Raw genomic sequence first — 21,052 nt, forward strand, 5'->3', positions numbered from 1 at the left:
CCACCTTTGCCCAGGAAAATTTCGCAGAGCATGGGCTTGCTCGGCTGTGCGGGATTTGATCCAGGTCAACGCTGCGAATCGTCATCCTTCCAGGGCGCCGAGAGATAGCGCGTACGGTTGAAGGTCTCCAGCCATTCAGGGCAGAACACCACGAGGGCGCTGATTACCATGCCGTTGATAAAGGCCTCGGGAAAGATCATCAGCCACAGGTAGCCGACGAAATCTTCCAGCCATTCCGGCATCGCGAAACGGCCGTCGAACCACAACAGGCCCAGCCCCATCAACAGGCAGAGCAACGCCGATAGCGCGGCGGCAAAAAAGCCGGAGCAGAAGATGTACACGAAGGGGTTCCTGGGTTGCGCCCGTTCGACCAGCAGCGCACAGGTCTCGGTCACCAGCACGGGCAAACCGATCAACAGCAGGCCGTTGACCCCCACCGCTGCCAGGTCCTGGCGCCCCAACAGCACCAGGCCCATTTGGGCCGCAACACCGCCGACGATTGCCAGCGGCCAGTCAAGCAACAAGGTGACGGCGGTCATGCCGATAAAGTGATAGGAAACGCCGGTGTCGAAATCCCGCCGCACCAGCCACAGCATGAACAACGCGAACACCGTGCCGAACAACAGGTGCTGGCGCCGACGGTCGGCGAACAACTCAAGCCAGGACGAGCGCAGGACCGCCCACATCACCACGGGTGCAAACAACAGCCACCCGATCGTGAGGGTTTCTGGCGCCAGCACCGCGGCACTGATCACGGTGCCACCTGCTCCAACGCCTGACGCAGCTCAGCGGCAGAACCGTATTCACGCTGCGCAACCAGCTTGCCCTTATCCAGTTGCAACCACAGCACTTTATCCACAGGCCCCGGGTAGCGCGGCACGACACGCGCGTCGCGATCCAGCATCACCCGATAGCTGTAGGCCTGCATGGCCGGCACCGCGAACAACTTGGCGATCAGCCGAGGCATGCGCTGGATGTCAGCGACAAACACTGCCTGACGCGCTTCCAAATACCCCTTGGGCTGGCCTTGCAACGCCGCATCCACCAGCTTTGCGCCTTCCATGCTGCGGGCGACCAACAGAATCTGCGCCTGATCATTCAAACTGTAGGCCTGATCGAACTGGTCCAGCAACGTCCAGGGCGCAAGCCGCTCACCCACTTCAACGGCCTGGGCCCAAAGGGGCAGAAGACTCAAAAACAGCACAACAAAAAACTTCACGACGCACTCCCCATGCCCGATTGACCTTTGTACGGCCAGTCTACACCGCGCTTTTGCAGCAGGACTTCCTGCGGTCATCATTTGGGCGCTAAGCTGCAAGCATGGATGACTCAGATTACTTGCGCCTGCTCACTGTAGCGGCCGAACAAGCCAATGCGTTCTTGTCCAATGCCCGCAAATGGGAGCGTGAGCGTTGGGTCTGCCAGCGCCTGCTGCAAGGCTTGAATGTGCCCTACCGCGCCGAAGAGTTTCACGCGGCTGGGCAGGAGCCGCCGGACGTGCTGTTTCGAGACGCCAGTTTCGAGGTGTTTTTCGTTCTGGATGAAGGCCGGCGCCTGAACGACGAATGGCGAGATGAGCTGCTCAGGCGGCGCAGCGCATTCTCCCTGAGCCAACTGGTGCGGCGCGAAGCCAAGCCGCGACGCATCCCCGCCCATGAATTTCTGCTGCGCCTGGCACCGACGCTGCGTAAAAAAGCGCACAACTATAAAGAACGGGGCATGGACCTGGGGGAGCTGGACCTGATCGCGTTCACCAGCCTAAAGCGCGAGGTGCTGGACCTCAACAGCCACTTCCCGCCGCCCACCGAGTACCTGCGCCAGGGTTGGCGCTCGCTGTCGCTGGTGGGGCCGACCTTTGCGCGGGTGCTGTTCGCCCACCCCGACGCACCGGATTTCTTGCGCAACAACCTGGGGCGCAGCATAGTATTCGACGTAGGTATCAGTCTGTGACGCGGGCACCGGCTAAGCTTGTGGCGATGCCGCCCACTCACAGACTGTAACGTGGGGCCCTTTTGCAACGTCTACCTGACGAGGCCTTTATGACCAGCCGCCTGAACCCCGATGACCAACAGCATGTCGAAGAGTACCTGCAACTCTCCCAGAACCGAGTCGAGCGCAAGCCTTTCAGGCCGTGGCTGCTCCTCGTTGTGGTGCTGGCGGCCGTGATCGGGCTTGGCCTGCTGAGTCGCCTTCTGAGTTACCTGACGCTATGAGCTGCCTGGCGCTCGCGGGGGTAACTGCTCCGATTTCTTTTAGCCTTGCGAGATATCCCCATGACCCATCGTATTATTATCGTCGGCGGCGGCGCCGGCGGCCTGGAGTTGGCTACCCGCCTGGGTAAGACTCTGGGCAAGCGCGGCACGGCCAGCATCACGCTGGTGGACGCCAACCTCACCCACATCTGGAAGCCTCTGTTGCACGAAGTGGCCGCCGGCTCCCTGAATTCATCGGAAGACGAACTCAATTATGTCGCCCAGGCAAAATGGAACCACTTCGAGTTCCAGCTGGGGCGCATGAGCGGGCTTGATCGTGAACAGAAGAAAATCCAGCTGGCCGCCACCCTCGATGAAGAAGGCCGTGAACTGGTGCCCGCGCGCGTGCTGAGCTACGACAGCCTGGTGATCGCCGTTGGCAGCACCACCAACGACTTTGGCACCGAGGGCGCGGCGCAACACTGCCTGTTCCTCGACACCCGCAAACAGGCCGAGCGCTTCCACCAACAACTGCTCAACCACTACCTGCGCGCCCATGCCGGGCAAACCGACGTGGAAGAGAAAATCAGTGTCGCCATCGTCGGCGCCGGTGCGACCGGTGTTGAACTGGCCGCCGAGCTGCACAACGCTGCGCATGAACTGGCGGCCTATGGCCTGGATCGCATCAAACCGGAAAACATGCACATCACCCTGATCGAGGCTGGGCCACGGGTGCTGCCTGCCCTGCCGGAACGCATCGGCGGGCCTGTGCATAAAACCCTGGAAAAGCTCGGCGTGACCGTGCTGACCAATTCGGCGGTCAGTGAAGTGACAGCCGATGCGCTGATCACCAGCAGCGGCCAGGTGATTCCAGCCAGCCTCAAGGTGTGGGCGGCCGGCATTCGTGCGCCGGGGTTCCTCAAAGACATCGACGGCCTGGAAACCAACCGCATCAACCAGTTGCAAGTTCTGCCAACACTGCAAACCACCCGTGACGAAAACATCTTTGCCTTCGGCGACTGCGCTGCCTGCCCGCAACCGGGCACCGACCGCAACGTTCCGCCACGCGCCCAGGCTGCTCACCAGCAGGCATCGCTGCTGGCCAAGTCGCTGAAGCTGCGTATCGAAGGCAAAGACCTGCCAACCTACAAGTACACCGACTACGGCTCGTTGATCTCGCTGTCGCGGTTCTCGGCGGTGGGTAACTTGATGGGCAACCTTACTGGCAGCGTGATGCTGGAAGGCTGGTTGGCGCGGATGTTCTACGTGTCGCTGTACCGCATGCACCAGATGGCGCTGTACGGGTTCTTCCGTACGGCCATGTTGATGCTGGGTAGCAAGATTGGTCGCGGGACCGAGCCTAGGCTCAAGCTGCACTGATTGACGATCTCGCTGCAAAAAAAATCCCCCTACCAAACGGCAGGGGGATTTTTTATTGGGCCGCGTAAAACTCGGCCATGTGGTCGACAAACGCCCGGACCTTCGGCGCCAGATGCCGGGACTGCGGATAGAGCGCGTAGTAGTGCCGCTCGCCCAGCGAATAATTGGGCAGGATCGGTACAAGCCGTCCCTGCGCCAAGTCATTGCGCACCGTTGCCTGGGTGAAGCATGCAATGCCCGCCCCGGCCAATGTCGCCGCGTGCAGTGCACTGATGGTATTGCTTCGAAACTGCCCCGAGGGCGTGACCTTGATGGTCTCGCCCCGCGCCGGGCTCAGCGCCCAATCCGAAGTCGCGCCAATGAAGGTCAGCAAGCGATGCGCGTCGAGTTCCTGGGCCGAACGGGGCAAGCCATGCCGGCCAATGTAGCTCGGTGATGCCACCAATACCTGCCTGGAGACCGTCAACGTGCGCGCTATCAAGGTCGTGTCCGCCAAGGCGCTGGCGATGCGTACCACAACGTCAAAACCATCAGCGACCACGTCAACGAATTGATCGTCGCCATGCAATTCAAGCTCGATATCGGGGTAACGACGCTGAAAACCCGGCAGCCAGTGCGGTAGCTCCAACGTGCCCACCACCAGCGGCACGCTGACCCGCAGCAGGCCTTCCGGGCGCTGATGTCCCTGGGCAATGGCTTGGGACGCGGCCTTGACACGATCGAGGATATCGACACACGCCGCGTAGTACTGCTCTCCCGCCGAGGTCAGACTGAAACGCCGTGTATTGCGGTTGATCAGTTGGGCGCCCAGTTCAATCTCCAGCTGTTGCAACTGCCGTGAAATCGTCGAATGCGTGGTGTCCAGGCGTTCTGCGGCGGCAGAAAAACCCTTGGCTTCAACGATGCACCGAAAGGCGCGCATGGCGGACAACTGGTTCATGAAGCAGACGATCCCTGGCTGTTCAGAAGGGCTCAGTTAACCGGCAAGGCGATGATTTGCGCCGTGCTCAGCACCGAGCCGAAGGTGTCTTCGATCTCGGCCAGCGCCGAGTTTTGCAACTCATCCTTGGTCACCGAACGGCCATCGGCACGGGTGATGGCCCGCGTGGCGGTGGCATCGGATGCTACCACAACGTCATAGCCCAACGGCGCAGCGTCTCGAGCGGCGCCGGCGACACAGGCGTGAGTCATCAGGCCGGTGATAATCAGGGTTTTGACGCCCACTTGCTTCAATTGCGCATCAAGATCGGTGCTGGCAAATACACTGACGGAGGTTTTCTGCACGAGCTTGTCTTGCGGACGCGGCTTCATCAGCCGTTGAAAATCGACGGTTTTGCCGTTTGTGGCGAATACCGCCGCATCCTCCGGGGCGATGTGCTGCACGTGGATGACCTGAATATGCTCCTTGTCGGCAAATTTGATCAGACGCTGGGTGTTGTCCAGGGCCTTCATGCCGTCGGGGATCGGCATACGGCCGGTGAAGTATTCATTCTGGAAATCGATGACCAGCAAGGCTGTGGTTTTCGGATCCAGCCGACCGATGGGCTCGGCGCCTGACATGGCGCGAATGGTCGGGTGCTTATTCGCCGCAGCGTCGGCAGCAACGGCAAATTGACCGAGGCCCATGATCATGCCCAAGCCCACGAGCGTGGATTTGATCAACTGAGGTAATGAGCGAGCAGGTTGAGCAGCGAGGAAAGAAGCGGTGCGGTTCATGATGCGAATTCCTGTTGGGGAGAGATACTGACGTGGCCCAGTCTAGGAGCACACCGCGTTCGCACCAACGCACCAATCAGCACAATATCTGTTTGGAATTTGCACAAATCGAGCTGAAAAAAAGGCAAAAAAAATCCCCGTATCTTTCGATACGAGGATTTTTAATATGGTCGGGGTAAGGGGATTCGAACTCCTGACATCCTGCTCCCAAAGCAGGCGCGCTACCGGACTGCGCTATACCCCGGTAAAAAAAAGGCGACCTTTCAGTCGCCTTCTTCGATCAGCGCTTTTGGCCTCTGATCTTAAGATTCGATTCCAGCGTTAACTGGTTTCAAAAATGGTGGGTCGTGTGGGATTCGAACCTACGACCAATTGGTTAAAAGCCAACTGCTCTACCAACTGAGCTAACGACCCAAATATGGTCGGGGTAAGGGGATTCGAACTCCTGACATCCTGCTCCCAAAGCAGGCGCGCTACCGGACTGCGCTATACCCCGGTTTGAAATTGGCTCCGTGACCAGGACTCGAACCTGGGACCCAATGATTAACAGTCATTTGCTCTACCGACTGAGCTATCACGGAACTACATATTTCAAAGTACAACTTCTACTGCGGTGTAACCTTCTCTTCGAGTCTTCCGTATCGCTACGTTGTCATGTCTGAGGCGCGCTATTCTACAATCTTAAAAACCTCTGTCAACCCTTTAAATTGCTTTTAAGACAATGATTTGCGCTTGTTTCTGATTTCTTCTTGGGGAGAAGAAACCCGTGGGCTGACGTTGTTGCGGGGCGCACTTTACTAGCCTTTTCCTTACAGTTCAACGCCCTATCGAAAAAAAAGGCCCCGCGATGCGGGGCCTCCTTTTACAACGCCACTGACTGGGATTAGTGGAAGACGATTTCGTCGTTTTCCACCGTCGCCTCGACGCTGGTACCCGGCATAAAGCTGCCCGACAAAATCAACTGCGCCAGCGGGTTTTCGATCCAGCGCTGAATCGCACGCTTCAGAGGCCGTGCGCCATACACCGGGTCGTAACCCACCGCGATCAGCTTATCCAACGCCTCGCCGCTCAGCACCAGGTCCAGCTCGCGCTCCGCCAGGCGGCCACGCAGGCGACCCAGTTGGATCTCGGTAATGCCCGCAATCTGATCCCGCGCCAGAGGCTCGAAGATCACCACTTCATCGACCCGGTTGATAAATTCCGGGCGGAAGTGGCTGGTCAGCGCATCCATGACAGCAGCGCGCTGGCCTTCACGGTCCCCCACCAGTTCCTGGATCTGTGCCGAGCCCAGGTTGGAGGTCATCACGATCACCGTATTACGGAAGTCCACGGTACGCCCGTGGCTGTCCGTCAGGCGGCCATCCTCCAGCACTTGCAGCAAGATGTTGAACACATCCGGGTGTGCCTTCTCGACCTCATCCAGCAAGATCACCGAGTAAGGCTTGCGCCGCACGGCTTCGGTCAGGTAACCGCCTTCTTCGTAACCCACATAGCCTGGTGGTGCGCCGATCAGGCGAGCCACCGAGTGTTTCTCCATGAACTCGGACATGTCGATCCGCACCATGGCCTCTTCCGTATCAAAGAGGAACTCAGCCAAGGCCTTGCACAGCTCAGTCTTACCCACGCCGGTCGGGCCGAGGAACATGAACGAGCCACTTGGGCGGTTCGGGTCGGACAAGCCGGCTCGCGAACGCCGTACCGCGTTGGCCACCGCCACCACGGCCTCTTCCTGACCGATCACGCGCTGGTGCAACAGGCTTTCCATCTTCAGCAGCTTGTCGCGCTCGCCCTCAAGCATTTTCGACACGGGAATACCGGTCCACTTCGAGACGACCTCGGCGATTTCTTCCTCGGTCACTTTGCTGCGCAGCAACTGGTTTTCACTGTGGCCATGCTGGTCGACCATCTGCAGGCTGCGCTCCAGGTCCGGGATCACCCCGTACTGCAACTCGGCCATGCGGTTCAGGTCGCCTTTACGGCGTGCAGCTTCCAGCTCCTGGCGGGACTGCTCGATTTTCTGCTGGATCTGCGCAGAGCCCTGCACTTCAGCTTTTTCCGAGGTCCAGATTTCTTCCAGGTCCGAATACTCACGTTCCAGGCGCACGATTTCTTCCTGGAGTTTTTCCAGGCGTTTCTTCGCTGCGTCGTCCTCTTCTTTCTTCAGGGCCTGGGATTCGACTTTCAGTTGAATCAGGCGCCGATCCAGACGGTCGAGCACTTCCGGCTTGGAGTCGATCTCCATGCGGATACGGCTGGCCGCTTCGTCGATCAGGTCGATGGCCTTGTCGGGCAGTTGGCGATCGGTGATGTAGCGATGGCTCAACTTGGCCGCCGCAATGATCGCGCCGTCAGTGATTGCCACCTTGTGGTGGACCTCATACCGCTCTTTCAGGCCCCGCAGGATCGCGATGGTGTCTTCTTCGCTCGGTTCTTCCACCAGCACTTTCTGGAAGCGACGCTCAAGGGCCGCATCCTTTTCAATGTACTGACGGTATTCGTTGAGCGTCGTGGCGCCCACGCAGTGCAACTCGCCCCGCGCCAACGCGGGCTTGAGCATGTTACCGGCATCCATGGAACCTTCGCCTTTACCGGCGCCGACCATGGTATGCAGTTCGTCGATAAACAGAATGATCTGCCCTTCCTGCTTCGACAATTCATTAAGCAGGGATTTGAGGCGCTCTTCGAACTCGCCACGGAACTTGGCGCCGGCAATCAACGAGCCCATGTCCAACGACAGCAGGCGCTTGCCTTTAAGGCCGTCCGGCACTTCACCATTAATGATGCGCTGGGCCAGGCCTTCGGCAATCGCGGTTTTACCCACGCCAGGCTCACCGATCAGCACTGGGTTGTTCTTGGTGCGACGTTGCAGTACCTGAATGGTGCGACGAATTTCATCGTCACGGCCGATCACCGGGTCGAGCTTGCCCTCTTCGGCGCGCTTGGTCAGGTCGACGGTGTATTTGTCCAGGGCCTGGCGCGACTCCTCATGATTGGGGTCGTTTACCGCGTCACCGCCACGCAGGTTGTTGATGGCGTTTTCCAGGGCTTTCTTGCTCACGCCCTGGCCCAGCAACAATTTGCCGAGCTTGCTGTTCTCGTCCATGGCGGCGAGCAGCACCAGTTCGCTGGAGATGAACTGGTCACCTTTCTGCTGCGCCAGGCGATCGGCCTGGTTGAGCAGGCGCGCCAATTCCTGCGACATGTTCACGTCGCCGGTCGGATTTTGGATTTTCGGCAGTTGGTCGAGCTCTTTGCTCAACTCCTTGCGCAGGCTGTTGACGTCAAAGCCCACCTGCATCAGCAAGGGCTTGATAGAACCACCTTGCTGTTCCAAGAGCGCCTGCATCAAGTGCGCAGGCTCAATGGCCGGGTGGTCGAGGCCCACCGCCAAGGATTGAGAGTCAGACAGTGCCAACTGCAATTTGCTGGTTAAACGATCAATACGCATTAGTCACCTTCCTTTTGAGCAGGCCGGAGCTATAAAACATCCTGAATGAAGAAACCTGCCAGATACCCCTATAGATGGGGTGGATTCTGGAAGATTCAAGCGAACGATGGCTGATATGGATCAGGTTTGATCCAGGTCAAGAGAGTCTAGCGTTCAAGCCAGACAAGGGAGGCGAAACGTCCGGTGCGAGGGCTGCGCCGGTAAGAAAAGAAGCGAGGGTCGGTCACCGTGCAGAACCCACCACCATAAACAGCAGTAACACCGCGTGCGGCAAGACGCAGGCGGGCCAGCTGATAGATGTCGGCCATGAACTTGCCCGGGTTGTGGCTGGGCACAAAGGCTTCTGCTGTGATCGGCAGTTGCTGCATGAAGGCTTCACGCACTTCCGGGCCGACTTCGAAGGCTTTTGGGCCGATTGCCGGGCCGAGCCAGACCAGAACATCTTCGGGCTCAGCGTCCAGGCGTTCGAAAGCAGCTTCCAGCACACCCGCCGCCAGGCCGCGCCACCCGGCATGCGCCGCCGCTACGCGGGTACCGGCGCGATTGCAAAACAACGCGGGCAGGCAATCGGCAGTCATTGATGTGCAGGCAATGCCTGGAGTGCTGGTCCAACTGGCGTCGGCTTCAGCGGTGCGCGCAGGATCAGCCTCGACCACATTTACGCCGTGAACCTGGCGCAGCCAGGCCGGCTGAATGCCGAAGGCCTCACTGAGACGACGGCGATTCTCAAGGACGGCCTCAAGGTCGTCTTCGACATGATCGCCCAGGTTGAGGCTGTCGAACGGCGCCAGGCTGACGCCGCCCGCCCGGGTGGTGACGCAGGCTTTCACCTGAGCCGGCGCAGGCCAGTCAGGAATCAGCCAGTCACTCATCCGATAAATGCCTCGCGATCCTGCTTGAGCAGCGACAGCAACCAGACCAGATCGTCTGGCAGAGGCGATTCCCAACTCATCCGCTTACCGCTCGTCGGATGATCCAGTTCCAGGAAGCGTGCATGCAGGGCCTGGCGCGGGAAGTTTTTCAGCGAATCAACCATGGTCGCACTGGCCGCAGGCGGAATACGGAAGCGGCCACCGTAGGCCGGATCTCCGACCAACGGGAAGTTGATGTGGGCCATGTGCACGCGAATCTGGTGGGTACGGCCGGTTTCCAGCTTGACCCGCACGTGAGTGTGGGAGCGGAAACGCTCGAGCACGCGGTAGTGGCTGACGGCCTGCTTGCCGCCTTCCATCACCGCCATACGCTGGCGCTGCTGGCCGTGGCGGCCGATAGGGGCGTTGATCTTGCCACCGGCCACTACGACGCCGATCACGATGCACTCGTAGATCCGGCTGACGCTACGGCTCTGCAATTGTGTGACCAACTGCGTCTGCGCCTGGATGGTCTTGGCCACCACCATCAGGCCGGTGGTGTCCTTGTCCAGGCGGTGCACGATGCCGCAGCGCGGTACGTTGATGATGTCCGGCACGTGGTGCAGCAAGGCATTGAGCAAGGTGCCATCAGCGTGCCCAGCTGCCGGGTGAACCACCAGGCCTGCGGGTTTGTTGATGACCAGGATGTCGTCGTCTTCATAGACGATGTCCAGCTCGATGTCCTGGGCGACCCATTCTCCCTGGGCTTCCTGCTCGGCAGTCAGTTCGAGAATCGCACCGCCATGGACTATGTCTCGCGGGCGGATAACCGCTCCATCCACAGTCAGGCGGCCGTCTTTGATCCAGGCGGAAAGGCGCGAGCGCGAGTGCTCAGCGAATAATTGTGCGGCGACTTGATCGAGGCGTTGGCCGCCCAATTCGGACGGCACCTCTGCGCGAAGTTCAATTTTATCGGACATGCTCAGACTAGGCGTGGCACAGCCTTTGGTTTCGGCTGCGCGCTTGTGGTTAAATACGGCGTCTTTTGCCCCGAGGCTTTCAACGGGGCGCTCATCATAACAGGACGGCCCCGCCCAAGACAGCGGCCGTCATAGGGACGCAAGCCGCCATGCAAGTGAAACACCTGCTGCTGATCGCCATCCTCGCCATGACTGCTGCTTGCTCGTCAACAAAGGAAGTCGTCGACGAAAACCTGAGCGAAGTCGAGCTGTACCAACTAGCTCAGAAAGACTTGGACAATAATAGCTACACCAGCGCCACAGCCAAGCTGAAGGCCCTGGAGTCGCGCTATCCGTTCGGACGCTACGCCGACCAGGCCCAGCTCGAGCTGATCTACGCCAACTACAAGAACGCCGAGCCGGAAGCTGCCAAGTCCGCCGCCGAGCGCTTCATTCGCCTGCACCCGCAGCACCCGAACGTGGACTACGCCTACTACATGAAGGGCCTGACCTCGTTCGACCAGGACGTTGGCCTGCTGGCGCGCTTCCTGCCGCTGGACATGACCAAGCGTGACCCGGGTGCTGCCCGCGACTCCTACAACGAGTTCGCCCAGCTGACCAGCCGCTACCCGAATAGCCGCTACGCGCCAGACGCCAAGCAGCGCATGATCTACCTGCGCAACCTGCTGGCTTCCTACGAAATTCACGTAGCCCACTACTACCTGACTCGTCAGGCTTATGTAGCAGCCGCCAACCGTGGCCGTTATGTAGTGGAAAACTTCCAGGAAACCCCTTCCGTGGGTGATGGCCTGGCCGTGATGACCGAGGCTTACCAGCGCCTGCACCTGGACGCCCTGGCGGCCACCAGCCTGGAAACCCTGAAACTCAACTACCCGGACCATCCAAGCCTGAAAGACGGCCAGTTCGTGCCTCAGGTTGCCGAGGCGGACAACCGCTCGTGGTTGAGCAAGTACACCCTGGGTCTGATCGAATCCCGTCCACCGCTGCCGCCGGGCGAAACCCGCGCCAACCAGGACGTGATGAAGCAATTCCAGGACGCCAAGGACGCGATCCCTTCGGACCTCAAGCCGCATGATGAAAATGGCGACGTGATTGAAGAAGAGACACCGCAGGCCCTGGGCAATAACCAGGACCGCTCGTGGTTCAGCTACATGACCTTCGGTGTGTTCGACTGATACGTCGACGCAACGCAAAAGGGAGCCCCTCGGGGCTCCCTTTTTTATGGGCGAGCATTATTGCGCTGTGCGCCTGCCACGTCCTTGGCTAAACTGGCGCATTCCCTGTCGAGAAACTGCCCATCATGGTTCGTCTACTGTTCTGGATTGCCGTTATTGCTGCCGCGGTTTGGTTCTGGCGCAAACTCAAAAGCCCGGCCGCCAAACAGCAAAGGACCAGCGAGCCCGACGCAGCCCTGATGGTGCGCTGCGCCCACTGCGGCGTGCACCTGCCGCAGGACCGCGCCCTAAGCTCACGCCAGGAGTGGTACTGCACCCAGGCGCATCTTGAGCAAGGCCCGAAGTCTATCCAGCGTTGAGTCGGCCTTCTGGCGCATAAGGCGCCGGATCAATAATCGGTGCTCGGTCCAGCAACAAATCAGCAAACAGCTGGCAGGATGCAGGGGCAAGCACCAGCCCATTGCGGTAATGCCCGCAGTTGAGCCAAAGCCCGTCAAAACCGGGCACCTTTCCGATGTAAGGAATGCCTTCGGGTGAGCCAGGACGCAATCCGGCCCAATGCCCTACCACTTCGGCATCCGCCAGCGCGGGAATCAGCTCAACCGCCGAGGCCTTGAGGCTTTCCAAGGCCACGTCAGTCGGGGTCTTGTCGAACCCCTCATGCTCCAGCGTACTGCCGATCAAGATGTGCCCGTCACGCCGCGGGATCGCATAACGCCCCTTGGCCAGGACCATGCTCGACAGGAAGTCCGAGGCGCACTTGTACAGGATCATCTGGCCTTTGACCGGTTCCACGGGCAGAGACAGGCCCAGCTTGCCCAGCAACTTGCCGCTCCAAGCCCCTGCAGCCAGCACGACCTGATCGCCAAGAATAGGCCCCACCGCCGTTTCCACCCCCACGACCTTGTCGCCGTTCAGGACAAACCCCGCCACTTCGCACTGTTCATGAACCGTGACACCGGGCAGCGCCAACAACGCCGCCTTCAGGGATTTGACCAGCCGCGGGTTCCGAACATTGGCCACGTCAGCCATGTAGATCGCCTGGGAGTAACCGCTACCCAGTACCGGAACCGCGTCATGGGCCGCCGACACATCCACCTTGCTCAATGGCCGGCCTTCTCGGGCCGCCCACGCGAGAGCGTCGGCTTCATCCTCCAAGTCGAGCCAGTACAAACCTGTGGTGTGAACTTCGGGGTCAATGCCGGTGGCGGCAAACAATCGTTGCGCCAATTGTGGATAAAAGTCCTGGGACCAATGAGCCAAGGCCGTCACTGCCGGGCTATAGCGCCACGGATACAGCGGCGAAACAATGCCGCCCCCCGCCCAGGAGGATTCCTGCCCAAGCCCTGAGCGCTCCAGCAAGACCACCGCCTGCCCTTGACTGGCAAGGTTGAACGCCGTCAACAACCCGATCACCCCGCCACCGACAATCACCACTTGTTGCTGCTTAGCCATCATTTGATCCAGACGATAAAAAGGGAAAAGCGCCCCTGGCGCCCACGCATGCAGCACGCTCATCATTGCCCCCAGCACGCTTTGCGCGATTGCTCGGATGCAGCACCAGGGTTGCTTCGTTCACCCGTACTGGTCAGCTGAAACGCTGCACAGGGGTCGCCCGCCATGACAGAGTCGGCGGCGGGTGTGGCTACCAGGCTGAAATCCTGAGGGTTCAGTGCAGCGGTGATTCTATAGCGATCGTTGCCCGCACTGATGCCGCTTGCATCAATAAAAGTGCCGTTCCTCGTATAAAACCGCTCCAGGGACTGGGCCTGCTCAGTGAGTAGCGCAACGATTTCTGCGCGATAGACCTTTTTTATATGCCGGGTGTACCCGGGGTAAGCGATAGCAGCCAACAACGCGATGATCGTCACCGCCACCAGTAACTCGAACAGGGTAAACCCTCGGCAATCCTTGCCCATTAAAACGCTCCTTATTGAAGTTGCCGCCACAAAATTCGTTGAAAGCGCGGGCCAGCGCCTTCATCCACCCGAGCAAACACCGACTCCAGCACCGAGCGCGACTGGCCACTGAACCCCACGGCCGTCACTCGGAACAGCACCGCAGGCGTTTGAGGCGGCAAATGCGCCAGCCCCACGCCCGCCCCTATTGATTGAACGCCATAAAGCCCCCCTTTCATTGCCACCCAGGAGACTTCTGAAAGCGGATTCGTGCCTGCTCCCATCACAGAGGCTGACTCGCTCGGCGGCGCACAGGTGATGATCGAGTGGCACACCGGCAGCGCATCTCCTGCACGCTGGACAATCGACTCCCCCATCCTCAGGCCGCTTTCAGCACTTTGAAACGATTGATTGCTGTGCCAGGCACTCCCCGCCATCTTTTGCTGGGACACTGCCCCCTGCATCGATGACAAACCGAGCAAGGACAGCAACAGTAAAAACACCAGGCTGATCAGCAACACCATGCCCGCCTGTCGTGAATGAAAACCCGCACTCAGCGTCATGGCGCCCTACCCCAACCGATTACGCAGCGCCGCCACGACGCTGTAGGTTTGATCCTTCACGCGCCCCGTCGGGTCGCGCAGCGTCATGAGAATCCGCACGCTGCGTATCAGCGATTCGTCCGCCGGGTTGGCGTCGTATCGTTCCACCTGTGTCGAGTCCTGCCGGGCTGCCAGGCCGAAACTGATATCGAACGCCTGCACGTTATCCACAAGCACCGCCTTGGCCGGCGCCGCAGGTGAGCTGATCTTCAATTGGGCAGCCTCAAACGTGTAGGTCAGCTGGCGTATGGCAAATCGGATCTGGCCAGGTGCCGGAGGTGGCGAACTTCCCGCATAGGCTTGCGCGGCGCCCGTACAGTCGGAGAGAACCGTCCAGTCGGGCTTACCACCCTCCGCACCAAAATCGGCAGCGACAACGGTCAGTGACCTTGCCCCGCCCTCTGCGCTCCAGCCGATAGGACGGTCAAATGCAGGCGGTGCGTTATCGATAAAGGCCGGCGCCAGACAGCCAAACATGCCGGCAAGGCGAATGTCCTGGAGGATCTTGCCAAAGGCAAACCGAGCATCGTCCTGCAGCACCATCGCTGCCTGCTGGCTGGCGTGGGTGGCTCGCGCACTGATAGCCACCTGGCCTACCCCCAGCACCAGCACCAAGCCGACGGCCAAGACCATCAACAGCTCCACCAGACTGAACCCCCTGACCAAGCACCTCATTGCTCCACCTGCGCTTCATTGCCGATGCGACTGGTCAAGGTGAAGGTCTCACGGGCGCCCGAGCGATTCGCCCCCCTGCTGTCATCCCAGGTGATGCTGACGGTCACTTCATTGGCACTGATCGCCACCGTGCCTTTGGCACCCTTGCCGGCAAAGCCAAGAATATTGGCTTCGAAATCGTGTAGGTCCACATCACGCACGCTAGTGGTAGCGATGCTCGCCACCGAGTGTTTGCCCTGCTCCCATGAATAATCGACACCGGCGTTTGCACGAATCCGGTCGAGCATGTCGTAGGCGATGAAACTGGCCTGGCTGGTCATCCTTGAGCTGTCGGTGTACTTGAGCGCATTGAGCTGCATGACCGCAGCCCCCAGCAGGCCGATGGCAAGGATCAGGACGGCCACTAGTACCTCTATCAAGGTCATGCCGGTTTGGTACCGAGGTAAAGCACTTGGAAGCAGTAGGTTATGGAAGGCAAACATTACCGTCGTCGTCCGTGTCGAAGGCCAAGAAACGCAGGTAACTCCTGCTGTACGGCCCAAGACTAGCGCCGGTTTTTAGCGGGCGCTGCAACCGGAACAAAGGGAAATACTTTGGACATAAAGGCCATCACTCGACACCCAATGGCCAGGGCTATACCTACCCTTTCAACGTGAAACGCTTACCCCGCCCATGGAGGGACGGCACATGACCCAACGCGGCTTTACCCTGATCGAACTGCTGCTCAGCCTGGTCCTGAGCGGCATCCTTGCGCATCTCGCGGTCCCCAGCTTCAAGGGTTTGCTTGAATCGCAAAAGCTGCAAAGCGCGGCGCAGTCCCTGGCCGCAGGGTTGCGCTATGCGCGCACCGAGGCCATTTCACGCAATCGCGCGGTGATCATTCATGCACGGGATGATGACTGGAGTCGGGGCTGGCGGGTGATTCTGGATATCAGCGGGCGCGGGCATCTGGACGATGACAATCCGGTGCTGCTGGAGCAGCAGGACGATGGTCGAGTACCCATCGTGGGAAATGGCCCGGTCAAGAACCAGGTCCGCTTCAGTGGGCTGGGCGAACCGGTATTTTCGGGCGGAGGGTTTCGAGCCGGGACTGTGCATGTGTGCGCCACAGACCGGGCGCACAGCGTGCATCAGGTGGTGCTTGCGCCCAGCGGGCGCATCAGCCTGCGCAGCGAGGCCGCCGAGCAGGCATTGTGCCGCAGTGACGGCACCCTGGCACTCAGAGCAGCGAACGAACCCGCAGCTCCTTGGGCATCGAGAAGGTGATGTTCTCCTCTCGGCCGGCCAACTCATCGGCACCGGTAGCTCCCCACGCATGCAACTGCTGGATCACACCACGCACCAGCACTTCCGGCGCCGAAGCGCCTGCGGTGATACCGATACGCTCGACGCCGTCGAACCAGCTGCGTTGCAGGTCTTCGGCACCGTCGATCAGGTACGCGGGTGTTGCCATGCGCTCGGCCAATTCACGCAGGCGGTTGGAGTTGGAGCTGTTGGGGCTGCCAACCACCAGGACCACATCGCATTCATTGGCCAGTTGCTTGACCGCGTCCTGGCGGTTTTGCGTGGCGTAGCAGATGTCGTCCTTGCGCGGCCCACCAATCGCCGGGAAACGACTGCGCAGCGCGTCGATTACACGGCTGGTGTCATCCATGGACAAGGTGGTCTGAGTGACAAATGCCAGGCGCTCAGGGTTGTGCACTTGCAGGTTGGCGACGTCTTTTTCGTCTTCCACCAAGTAGATCGCGCCGCCATTGCTGGCGTCGTACTGGCCCATGGTGCCTTCGACTTCCGGGTGCCCGGCGTGGCCAATCAGGATGCACTCACGGCCATCACGGCTATAGCGGGCAACCTCGATGTGCACCTTGGTCACCAGCGGGCAGGTGGCATCGAAGACTTTCAGGCCACGGCCTGCGGCTTCGGTACGCACGGCCTGGGAAACACCGTGGGCACTGAAGATAACGATCACGTCGTCCGGTACCTGGTCCAGTTCTTCGACAAAGATGGCGCCGCGTGCGCGCAAGTCTTCAACCACGAATTTGTTGTGGACGACTTCATGGCGCACATAGATCGGCGGCCCGAAGACTTCCAGGGCGCGGTTGACGATTTCGATCGCCCGGTCCACGCCGGCGCAGAAGCCACGGGGGTTGGCGAGTTTGATTTGCATGCTGTGCCTCGTGTCTTGCTGGGCAAGAAGTTGGATCAACTCAGCTCTATAAGAGTAAGCCTTTGTGGGAGCCGGGCTTGCCCGCGATGCAGACGACTCGGTTTATCAGGTACACCGAGGTGATGCAATCGCAGGCAAGCCAGCTCCCACACAAGCCCGACACCCACAGGCGCTGGTTTCGTCAATCAGATCGCTTTAACGTCGATGATTTCAACATCAAAGGTCAAGGTTTTACCGGCCAACGGGTGGTTGAAGTCGATGGTCACTTGCGCGTCATCGAAGGTTTTCACCACGCCAGGCAGTTCGGTGTTCGCCGCATCGTTGAAGATCACCAACAAGCCCTCCGACAGGTCCATGTCCTGGAACTGCGAGCGCGGGATGATCTGCACGTTCTGCGGATTCGGCTGGCCAAAGGCGTTTTCCGGCAGGATCTGCAGGGTGCGCTTGTCGCCAGCCTTGAAACCGAACAGGGCCGCTTCGAAACCCGGCAGCAGGTTGCCATCGCCGACCTTGAAGGTCGCCGGGGCTTTGTCGAACGTGCTGTCGACCGTGTCGCCGTTTTCCAGGCGCAGTGCGAAATGCAAAGTGACTTCCGTGTTCTGGCCGATGCGTTGCTCAGCCAATACCTGATCAGTCATTGACGGTCTCTCCGGTTTTCTTACTTTTGAACATATCCAACGCCAGCATGATTGCACCGACGGTGATGGCGCTGTCGGCAAAGTTGAACGCCGGGAAGTACCAGCGGTTCTGCCAATGCACCAGAATGAAATCGATCACATGGCCCAGGGCGATGCGGTCATACAGGTTGCCCAACGCGCCGCCCAGCACCAGGGCCAGCGCGATAGCCAGCCAGGTATCATCGCGACCCAGGCGCTTGAGCCACACCACCAGCACTGCACTGACCACCACGGCGATCAGTGCAAACAGCCAGCGCTGCCAGCCGGAGCTGTCAGCCAGGAAGCTGAAGGCAGCGCCGGTGTTGTAGGCCAGGGTCCAGCTGAAGTAGTCGGGAATGACCACGATCTGCTGATACATCTGCAAGGCGCCTTCGAAATGAACCTTGCTGACTTGGTCGATGACCAGGACCAGCACGCTCAGTACGAGCCAACCCAGACGTCCAAAACGACTGGCTTTAGGCATAGTGGCGAACCTCGCCGGTACCCGAGATGTTGTCGACGCAACGACCGCAGATTTCCGGATGCTCAGGGTTCACGCCGACGTCTTCACGGCAGTGCCAGCAACGGGCGCACTTGGCGAAAGCCGACTTGACCACTTTGAGCTTGAGGCCCGGTACTTCGGTGGCCACGGCGTCTGCCGGTGCCTGGGCAAACGGCGCCAGGCTGGCGGTCGAAGTGATCAGCACGAAGCGCAGTTCGTTACTCAGCTTGGCCAGGTCGGCGGTCAGGCCTTCCTCGGCAAACAAGGTGACTTCGGCTTGCAGGTTGCCACCGACGGCCTTGGCCGCACGCTGCACTTCCAGCTCCTTGTTCACAGCGACCTTGACGGCCATCACGCCTTCCCAATACTCGCGGCCCAGTTCGAAGTCGGCCGGCAGTTCGGTCAGGCCTTCGTACCAGGTGTTGAGCATCACGGACTCGTTGCGCTCGCCCGGCAGGTATTCCCACAGTTCGTCGGCGGTGAAGGCCAGGATCGGCGCGATCCAGCGCACCAGCGCTTCAGAGATGTGGAACAGCGCGGTCTGCGCCGAACGGCGCGCCTTGCTGTTGGCGCCGGTGGTGTACTGGCGGTCCTTGATGATGTCGAGGTAGAAACCACCCAGCTCCTGCACGCAGAAGTTGTGGATCTTCGAGTACACGTTCCAGAAGCGGTATTCGCCGTAGTTTTCCTGCAGCTCGCGTTGCAGTAACAGGGTACGGTCGACGGCCCAACGGTCGAGGGCAAGCATGTCCTCGGCCGGCAGGATGTCGGTGGCCGGGTTGAAACCGGTCAGGTTCGACAGCAGGAAGCGTGCGGTATTGCGGATACGACGGTAGGCATCGGCGCTGCGTGCCAGGATCTGGTCCGACACGGCGATTTCGCCCGAGTAGTCGGTCGACGCTACCCACAGACGCATGATGTCGGCGCCCAGGGTGTCGTTGATCTTTTTCGGCTCGATCACGTTCTTCAGCGACTTGGACATCTTGCGACCCGTCTCATCGACGGTGAAGCCGTGGGTCAGCAGTTCGCGGTACGGCGCGTGGTTGTCGATGGCGCAACCGGTGAGCAACGACGAGTGGAACCAGCCACGGTGTTGGTCCGAGCCTTCCAGGTACAGGTCGGCACGCGGGCCGGTCTCGTGGCCCATCGGGTGCGAGCCGCGCAGGACGTGCCAGTGCGTGGTGCCCGAGTCGAACCAGACGTCGAGGGTGTCGCTGATCTTGTCGTACTGCGGCGCTTCGTCGCCCAGCAGTTCGGCAGCGTCCAGCTTGAACCAGGCTTCGATGCCTTCCTGCTCAACACGCTGGGCAACGATTTCCATCAGTTCGACGGTACGTGGGTGCAGCTCGCCGCTTTCCTTGTTCAGGAAGAACGGGATCGGCACGCCCCAGTTGCGCTGGCGGGAGATGCACCAGTCAGGGCGGTTGGCGATCATCGAGTGCAGGCGCGCCTGGCCCCAGGCCGGAACGAACCTGGTGTCTTCGATGGCTTTGAGCGAGCGTACACGCAGGGTGTCGCCGCTGGTGGGCTCTTTGTCCATGCCGATGAACCACTGCGCAGTCGCGCGGTAGATCAGCGGAGTCTTGTGGCGCCAGCAATGCATGTAGCTGTGCTGGATGGTGGCGGTTTGCATCAGCGCACCGACTTCACGCAGTTTTTCGATGATCGGCTGATCGGCCTTGAAGATGAACTGGCCGCCGAAGAACTCCAGCGACGGCACGTACACGCCGTTGCTTTGCACCGGGTTGATGATGTCATCGTTGACCAGGCCGTACTTCTTGCAGATCACAAAGTCGTCCACGCCATAGGCGGGCGAGCAGTGAACGATGCCAGTACCCGAACCCAGTTCGACGTAGTCAGCCAGGTACACCGGCGACAGACGGTCGTAGAACGGGTGACGGAAGTTGATCAGTTCCAGCGCAGAGCCGGTGGTGGTGGCGATGACCGAACCTTGCAGCTCGTAACGGGCCAGGCAGGCTTCAACCATTTCCTCGGCCAGCACCAGCAGGCGATCACCGACATCCACCAGGGCGTAGGTGAATTCCGGGTGCACGTTCAGCGCCTGGTTGGCAGGGATGGTCCACGGGGTGGTGGTCCAGATCACGATGGCCGCAGGCTTGCTCAGGCTCGCCAGGCCAAAGGCCTCGGCCAGCTTGGTGTCGTCGGCGATCGGGAAGGCCACGTCGATGGTCGAGGACTTCTTGTCTTCGTACTCGACTTCCGCTTCGGCCAGGGCCGAACCGCAGTCGAAGCACCAGTTCACGGGCTTGAGGCCCTTGAACACGAAACCGCCCTTGACGATTTCGGCCAAGGCACGGATTTCACCGGCCTCGTTCTTGAAGTTCATGGTCTTGTACGGGTTGTCCCACTCGCCCAGCACACCCAGGCGGATGAACTCGGACTTCTGGCCTTCGATCTGCTCGGTGGCGTAGGCACGGCACAGTTCGCGGGTTTTATCCGCGCCCAGGTTCTTGCCGTAGGTCACTTCGACCTTGTGCTCGATCGGCAGGCCGTGGCAATCCCAGCCCGGCACGTACGGCGCATCGAAGCCCGACAGGGTTTTCGAACGCAGGATCATGTCCTTGAGGATTTTGTTCAGCGCATGACCGATGTGAATCGTGCCGTTGGCATAAGGAGGGCCGTCGTGCAGGACGAATTTCGGACGATCCTTGCCAATTTCGCGCAACTTTCCGTACAGGCCAATACTGTCCCAGCGCTGCAGGATCTGCGGTTCGCGCTGTGGCAGGCCGGCCTTCATTGGGAAGGCGGTGTCCGGAAGGTTTAGCGTGGCTTTATAGTCGGTCATTTAA

22 protein-coding genes and 4 tRNA genes are annotated in these 21,052 nt (G+C 60.1%); 6 read left to right on the forward strand and 20 right to left on the reverse strand.

The genetic code is table 11. The annotated features are described in order from the left end of the window. Nucleotides 1-65: 65 nt before the first annotated feature. Together HX792_RS05680 and HX792_RS05685 are read right to left on the reverse strand one after the other, a co-directional pair. Nucleotides 66-755, reverse strand: a complete 690-nt coding sequence (locus HX792_RS05680; RefSeq protein WP_176995147.1) for an energy-coupling factor ABC transporter permease — start codon at nucleotides 753-755, stop codon at nucleotides 66-68. Then, on the reverse strand, nucleotides 752-1,219 hold the full coding sequence (locus HX792_RS05685; RefSeq protein WP_176995148.1) for an FAD/FMN-containing dehydrogenase: 468 nt from the start codon (nucleotides 1,217-1,219) through the stop codon (nucleotides 752-754). Before HX792_RS05685 ends, HX792_RS05680 begins: the two co-directional genes overlap by 4 nt. Nucleotides 1,220-1,320: 101 nt before the next feature. Between HX792_RS05685 and HX792_RS05690 the strand changes: the two genes are divergently transcribed. The 3 genes from HX792_RS05690 (at nucleotide 1,321) to HX792_RS05700 (ending at nucleotide 3,572) form a co-directional block, all read left to right on the forward strand. Next, on the forward strand, nucleotides 1,321-1,950 hold the full coding sequence (locus tag HX792_RS05690; protein WP_083360208.1) for a DUF1780 domain-containing protein: 630 nt from the start codon (nucleotides 1,321-1,323) through the stop codon (nucleotides 1,948-1,950). A gap of 89 nt (nucleotides 1,951-2,039) precedes the next feature. Then, on the forward strand, nucleotides 2,040-2,213 hold the full coding sequence (locus HX792_RS05695; protein ID WP_176995149.1) for a DUF3094 family protein: 174 nt from the start codon (nucleotides 2,040-2,042) through the stop codon (nucleotides 2,211-2,213). A gap of 60 nt (nucleotides 2,214-2,273) precedes the next feature. After that, nucleotides 2,274-3,572, forward strand: coding sequence for an NAD(P)/FAD-dependent oxidoreductase (locus HX792_RS05700; RefSeq protein ID WP_176995150.1), 1,299 nt, complete (start codon nucleotides 2,274-2,276; stop codon nucleotides 3,570-3,572). Nucleotides 3,573-3,624: 52 nt separating this feature from the next. On the opposite strand, the gene HX792_RS05705 is transcribed toward HX792_RS05700, so the two are convergent. From HX792_RS05705 to rluD, 9 genes are all read right to left on the reverse strand, one after another. Then, a complete protein-coding gene (locus HX792_RS05705) occupies nucleotides 3,625-4,512 on the reverse strand; it encodes a LysR family transcriptional regulator (protein WP_176995151.1) in 888 nt (295 codons plus the stop codon). 32 nt (nucleotides 4,513-4,544) lie between these two features. Beyond that, nucleotides 4,545-5,288, reverse strand: a complete 744-nt coding sequence (locus HX792_RS05710; RefSeq protein WP_176995152.1) for a cysteine hydrolase family protein — start codon at nucleotides 5,286-5,288, stop codon at nucleotides 4,545-4,547. 167 nt (nucleotides 5,289-5,455) lie between these two features. Then, nucleotides 5,456-5,532: transfer RNA gene (locus tag HX792_RS05715), tRNA-Pro, on the reverse strand. Between the two features lie 94 nt (nucleotides 5,533-5,626). Next, nucleotides 5,627-5,702: transfer RNA gene (locus HX792_RS05720), tRNA-Lys, on the reverse strand. A gap of 5 nt (nucleotides 5,703-5,707) precedes the next feature. Continuing rightward, nucleotides 5,708-5,784: transfer RNA gene (locus HX792_RS05725), tRNA-Pro, on the reverse strand. Between the two features lie 9 nt (nucleotides 5,785-5,793). Beyond that, nucleotides 5,794-5,869 (reverse strand) — tRNA-Asn (locus HX792_RS05730). Nucleotides 5,870-6,171: 302 nt separating this feature from the next. After that, complete coding sequence (gene clpB / locus HX792_RS05735; RefSeq protein ID WP_176995153.1) at nucleotides 6,172-8,736, reverse strand: ATP-dependent chaperone ClpB; 2,565 nt, start codon at nucleotides 8,734-8,736, stop codon at nucleotides 6,172-6,174. Between the two features lie 146 nt (nucleotides 8,737-8,882). Beyond that, nucleotides 8,883-9,608 (reverse strand): peptidoglycan editing factor PgeF, encoded by a 726-nt coding sequence (gene pgeF / locus HX792_RS05740; RefSeq protein ID WP_176995154.1) that lies wholly within the window; start codon nucleotides 9,606-9,608, stop codon nucleotides 8,883-8,885. After that, nucleotides 9,605-10,567 (reverse strand): 23S rRNA pseudouridine(1911/1915/1917) synthase RluD, encoded by a 963-nt coding sequence (rluD, locus tag HX792_RS05745; protein WP_010213248.1) that lies wholly within the window; start codon nucleotides 10,565-10,567, stop codon nucleotides 9,605-9,607. The genes pgeF and rluD overlap by 4 nt, the downstream gene beginning before the upstream one ends. Before the next feature lie 149 nt (nucleotides 10,568-10,716). Here rluD and HX792_RS05750 point away from each other — a divergent pair, with 149 nt between their 5' ends. Beyond that, entirely contained in the window at nucleotides 10,717-11,742 is a 1,026-nt protein-coding gene (locus tag HX792_RS05750) for an outer membrane protein assembly factor BamD (RefSeq protein WP_176995155.1), read from the forward strand. A 125-nt stretch (nucleotides 11,743-11,867) separates the two neighbouring features. Beyond that, nucleotides 11,868-12,101, forward strand: coding sequence for a PP0621 family protein (locus HX792_RS05755; RefSeq protein ID WP_176995156.1), 234 nt, complete (start codon nucleotides 11,868-11,870; stop codon nucleotides 12,099-12,101). Here the strand turns inward: HX792_RS05755 and thiO are convergent. The 5 genes from thiO to pilV all read right to left on the reverse strand — a co-directional run bounded on the left by thiO (nucleotide 12,088) and on the right by pilV (nucleotide 15,399). Further along, nucleotides 12,088-13,197 (reverse strand): glycine oxidase ThiO, encoded by a 1,110-nt coding sequence (gene thiO / locus HX792_RS05760; protein WP_176995157.1) that lies wholly within the window; start codon nucleotides 13,195-13,197, stop codon nucleotides 12,088-12,090. The genes HX792_RS05755 and thiO overlap by 14 nt on opposite strands. Before the next feature lie 62 nt (nucleotides 13,198-13,259). Next, nucleotides 13,260-13,661 carry a type IV pilin protein gene (locus tag HX792_RS05765; RefSeq protein WP_176995158.1) on the reverse strand — a complete coding sequence of 134 codons (402 nt, stop codon included), beginning with the start codon at nucleotides 13,659-13,661 and terminating at the stop codon, nucleotides 13,260-13,262. Nucleotides 13,662-13,672: 11 nt separating this feature from the next. Further along, the gene (locus HX792_RS05770) at nucleotides 13,673-14,203 is read right to left on the reverse strand and encodes a PilX N-terminal domain-containing pilus assembly protein (protein WP_176995159.1); all 531 of its coding nucleotides are present in this window, start codon (nucleotides 14,201-14,203) and stop codon (nucleotides 13,673-13,675) included. Between the two features lie 6 nt (nucleotides 14,204-14,209). Beyond that, the gene (locus HX792_RS05775) at nucleotides 14,210-14,917 is read right to left on the reverse strand and encodes a PilW family protein (protein WP_176995160.1); all 708 of its coding nucleotides are present in this window, start codon (nucleotides 14,915-14,917) and stop codon (nucleotides 14,210-14,212) included. Then, the gene (gene pilV / locus HX792_RS05780; protein WP_176995161.1) at nucleotides 14,914-15,399 is read right to left on the reverse strand and encodes a type IV pilus modification protein PilV; all 486 of its coding nucleotides are present in this window, start codon (nucleotides 15,397-15,399) and stop codon (nucleotides 14,914-14,916) included. The genes HX792_RS05775 and pilV overlap by 4 nt, the downstream gene beginning before the upstream one ends. A 205-nt stretch (nucleotides 15,400-15,604) precedes the next feature. Between pilV and HX792_RS05785 the strand changes: the two genes are divergently transcribed. Then, nucleotides 15,605-16,183: a GspH/FimT family protein gene (locus tag HX792_RS05785; RefSeq protein WP_176995162.1), complete on the forward strand. Its 579-nt coding sequence runs from the start codon at nucleotides 15,605-15,607 to the stop codon at nucleotides 16,181-16,183. Here HX792_RS05785 and ispH read toward each other — a convergent pair. The 4 genes from ispH to ileS form a co-directional block, all read right to left on the reverse strand. Then, nucleotides 16,137-17,084, reverse strand: coding sequence for a 4-hydroxy-3-methylbut-2-enyl diphosphate reductase (gene ispH / locus HX792_RS05790; RefSeq protein ID WP_176995163.1), 948 nt, complete (start codon nucleotides 17,082-17,084; stop codon nucleotides 16,137-16,139). The genes HX792_RS05785 and ispH overlap by 47 nt on opposite strands. Before the next feature lie 185 nt (nucleotides 17,085-17,269). Beyond that, the gene (gene fkpB / locus HX792_RS05795; RefSeq protein ID WP_173390393.1) at nucleotides 17,270-17,707 is read right to left on the reverse strand and encodes an FKBP-type peptidyl-prolyl cis-trans isomerase; all 438 of its coding nucleotides are present in this window, start codon (nucleotides 17,705-17,707) and stop codon (nucleotides 17,270-17,272) included. Between the two features lie 7 nt (nucleotides 17,708-17,714). Beyond that, nucleotides 17,715-18,224, reverse strand: coding sequence for a signal peptidase II (gene lspA, locus HX792_RS05800; protein ID WP_105697447.1), 510 nt, complete (start codon nucleotides 18,222-18,224; stop codon nucleotides 17,715-17,717). Next, nucleotides 18,217-21,048 carry an isoleucine--tRNA ligase gene (gene ileS, locus HX792_RS05805; RefSeq protein ID WP_176995164.1) on the reverse strand — a complete coding sequence of 944 codons (2,832 nt, stop codon included), beginning with the start codon at nucleotides 21,046-21,048 and terminating at the stop codon, nucleotides 18,217-18,219. Before ileS ends, lspA begins: the two co-directional genes overlap by 8 nt. Between the last annotated feature and the right edge of the window lie 4 nt (nucleotides 21,049-21,052).

The organism is Pseudomonas sp. B6002 (genome assembly GCF_013385985.1).
Taxonomy (GTDB): Bacteria; Pseudomonadota; Gammaproteobacteria; order Pseudomonadales; family Pseudomonadaceae; genus Aquipseudomonas.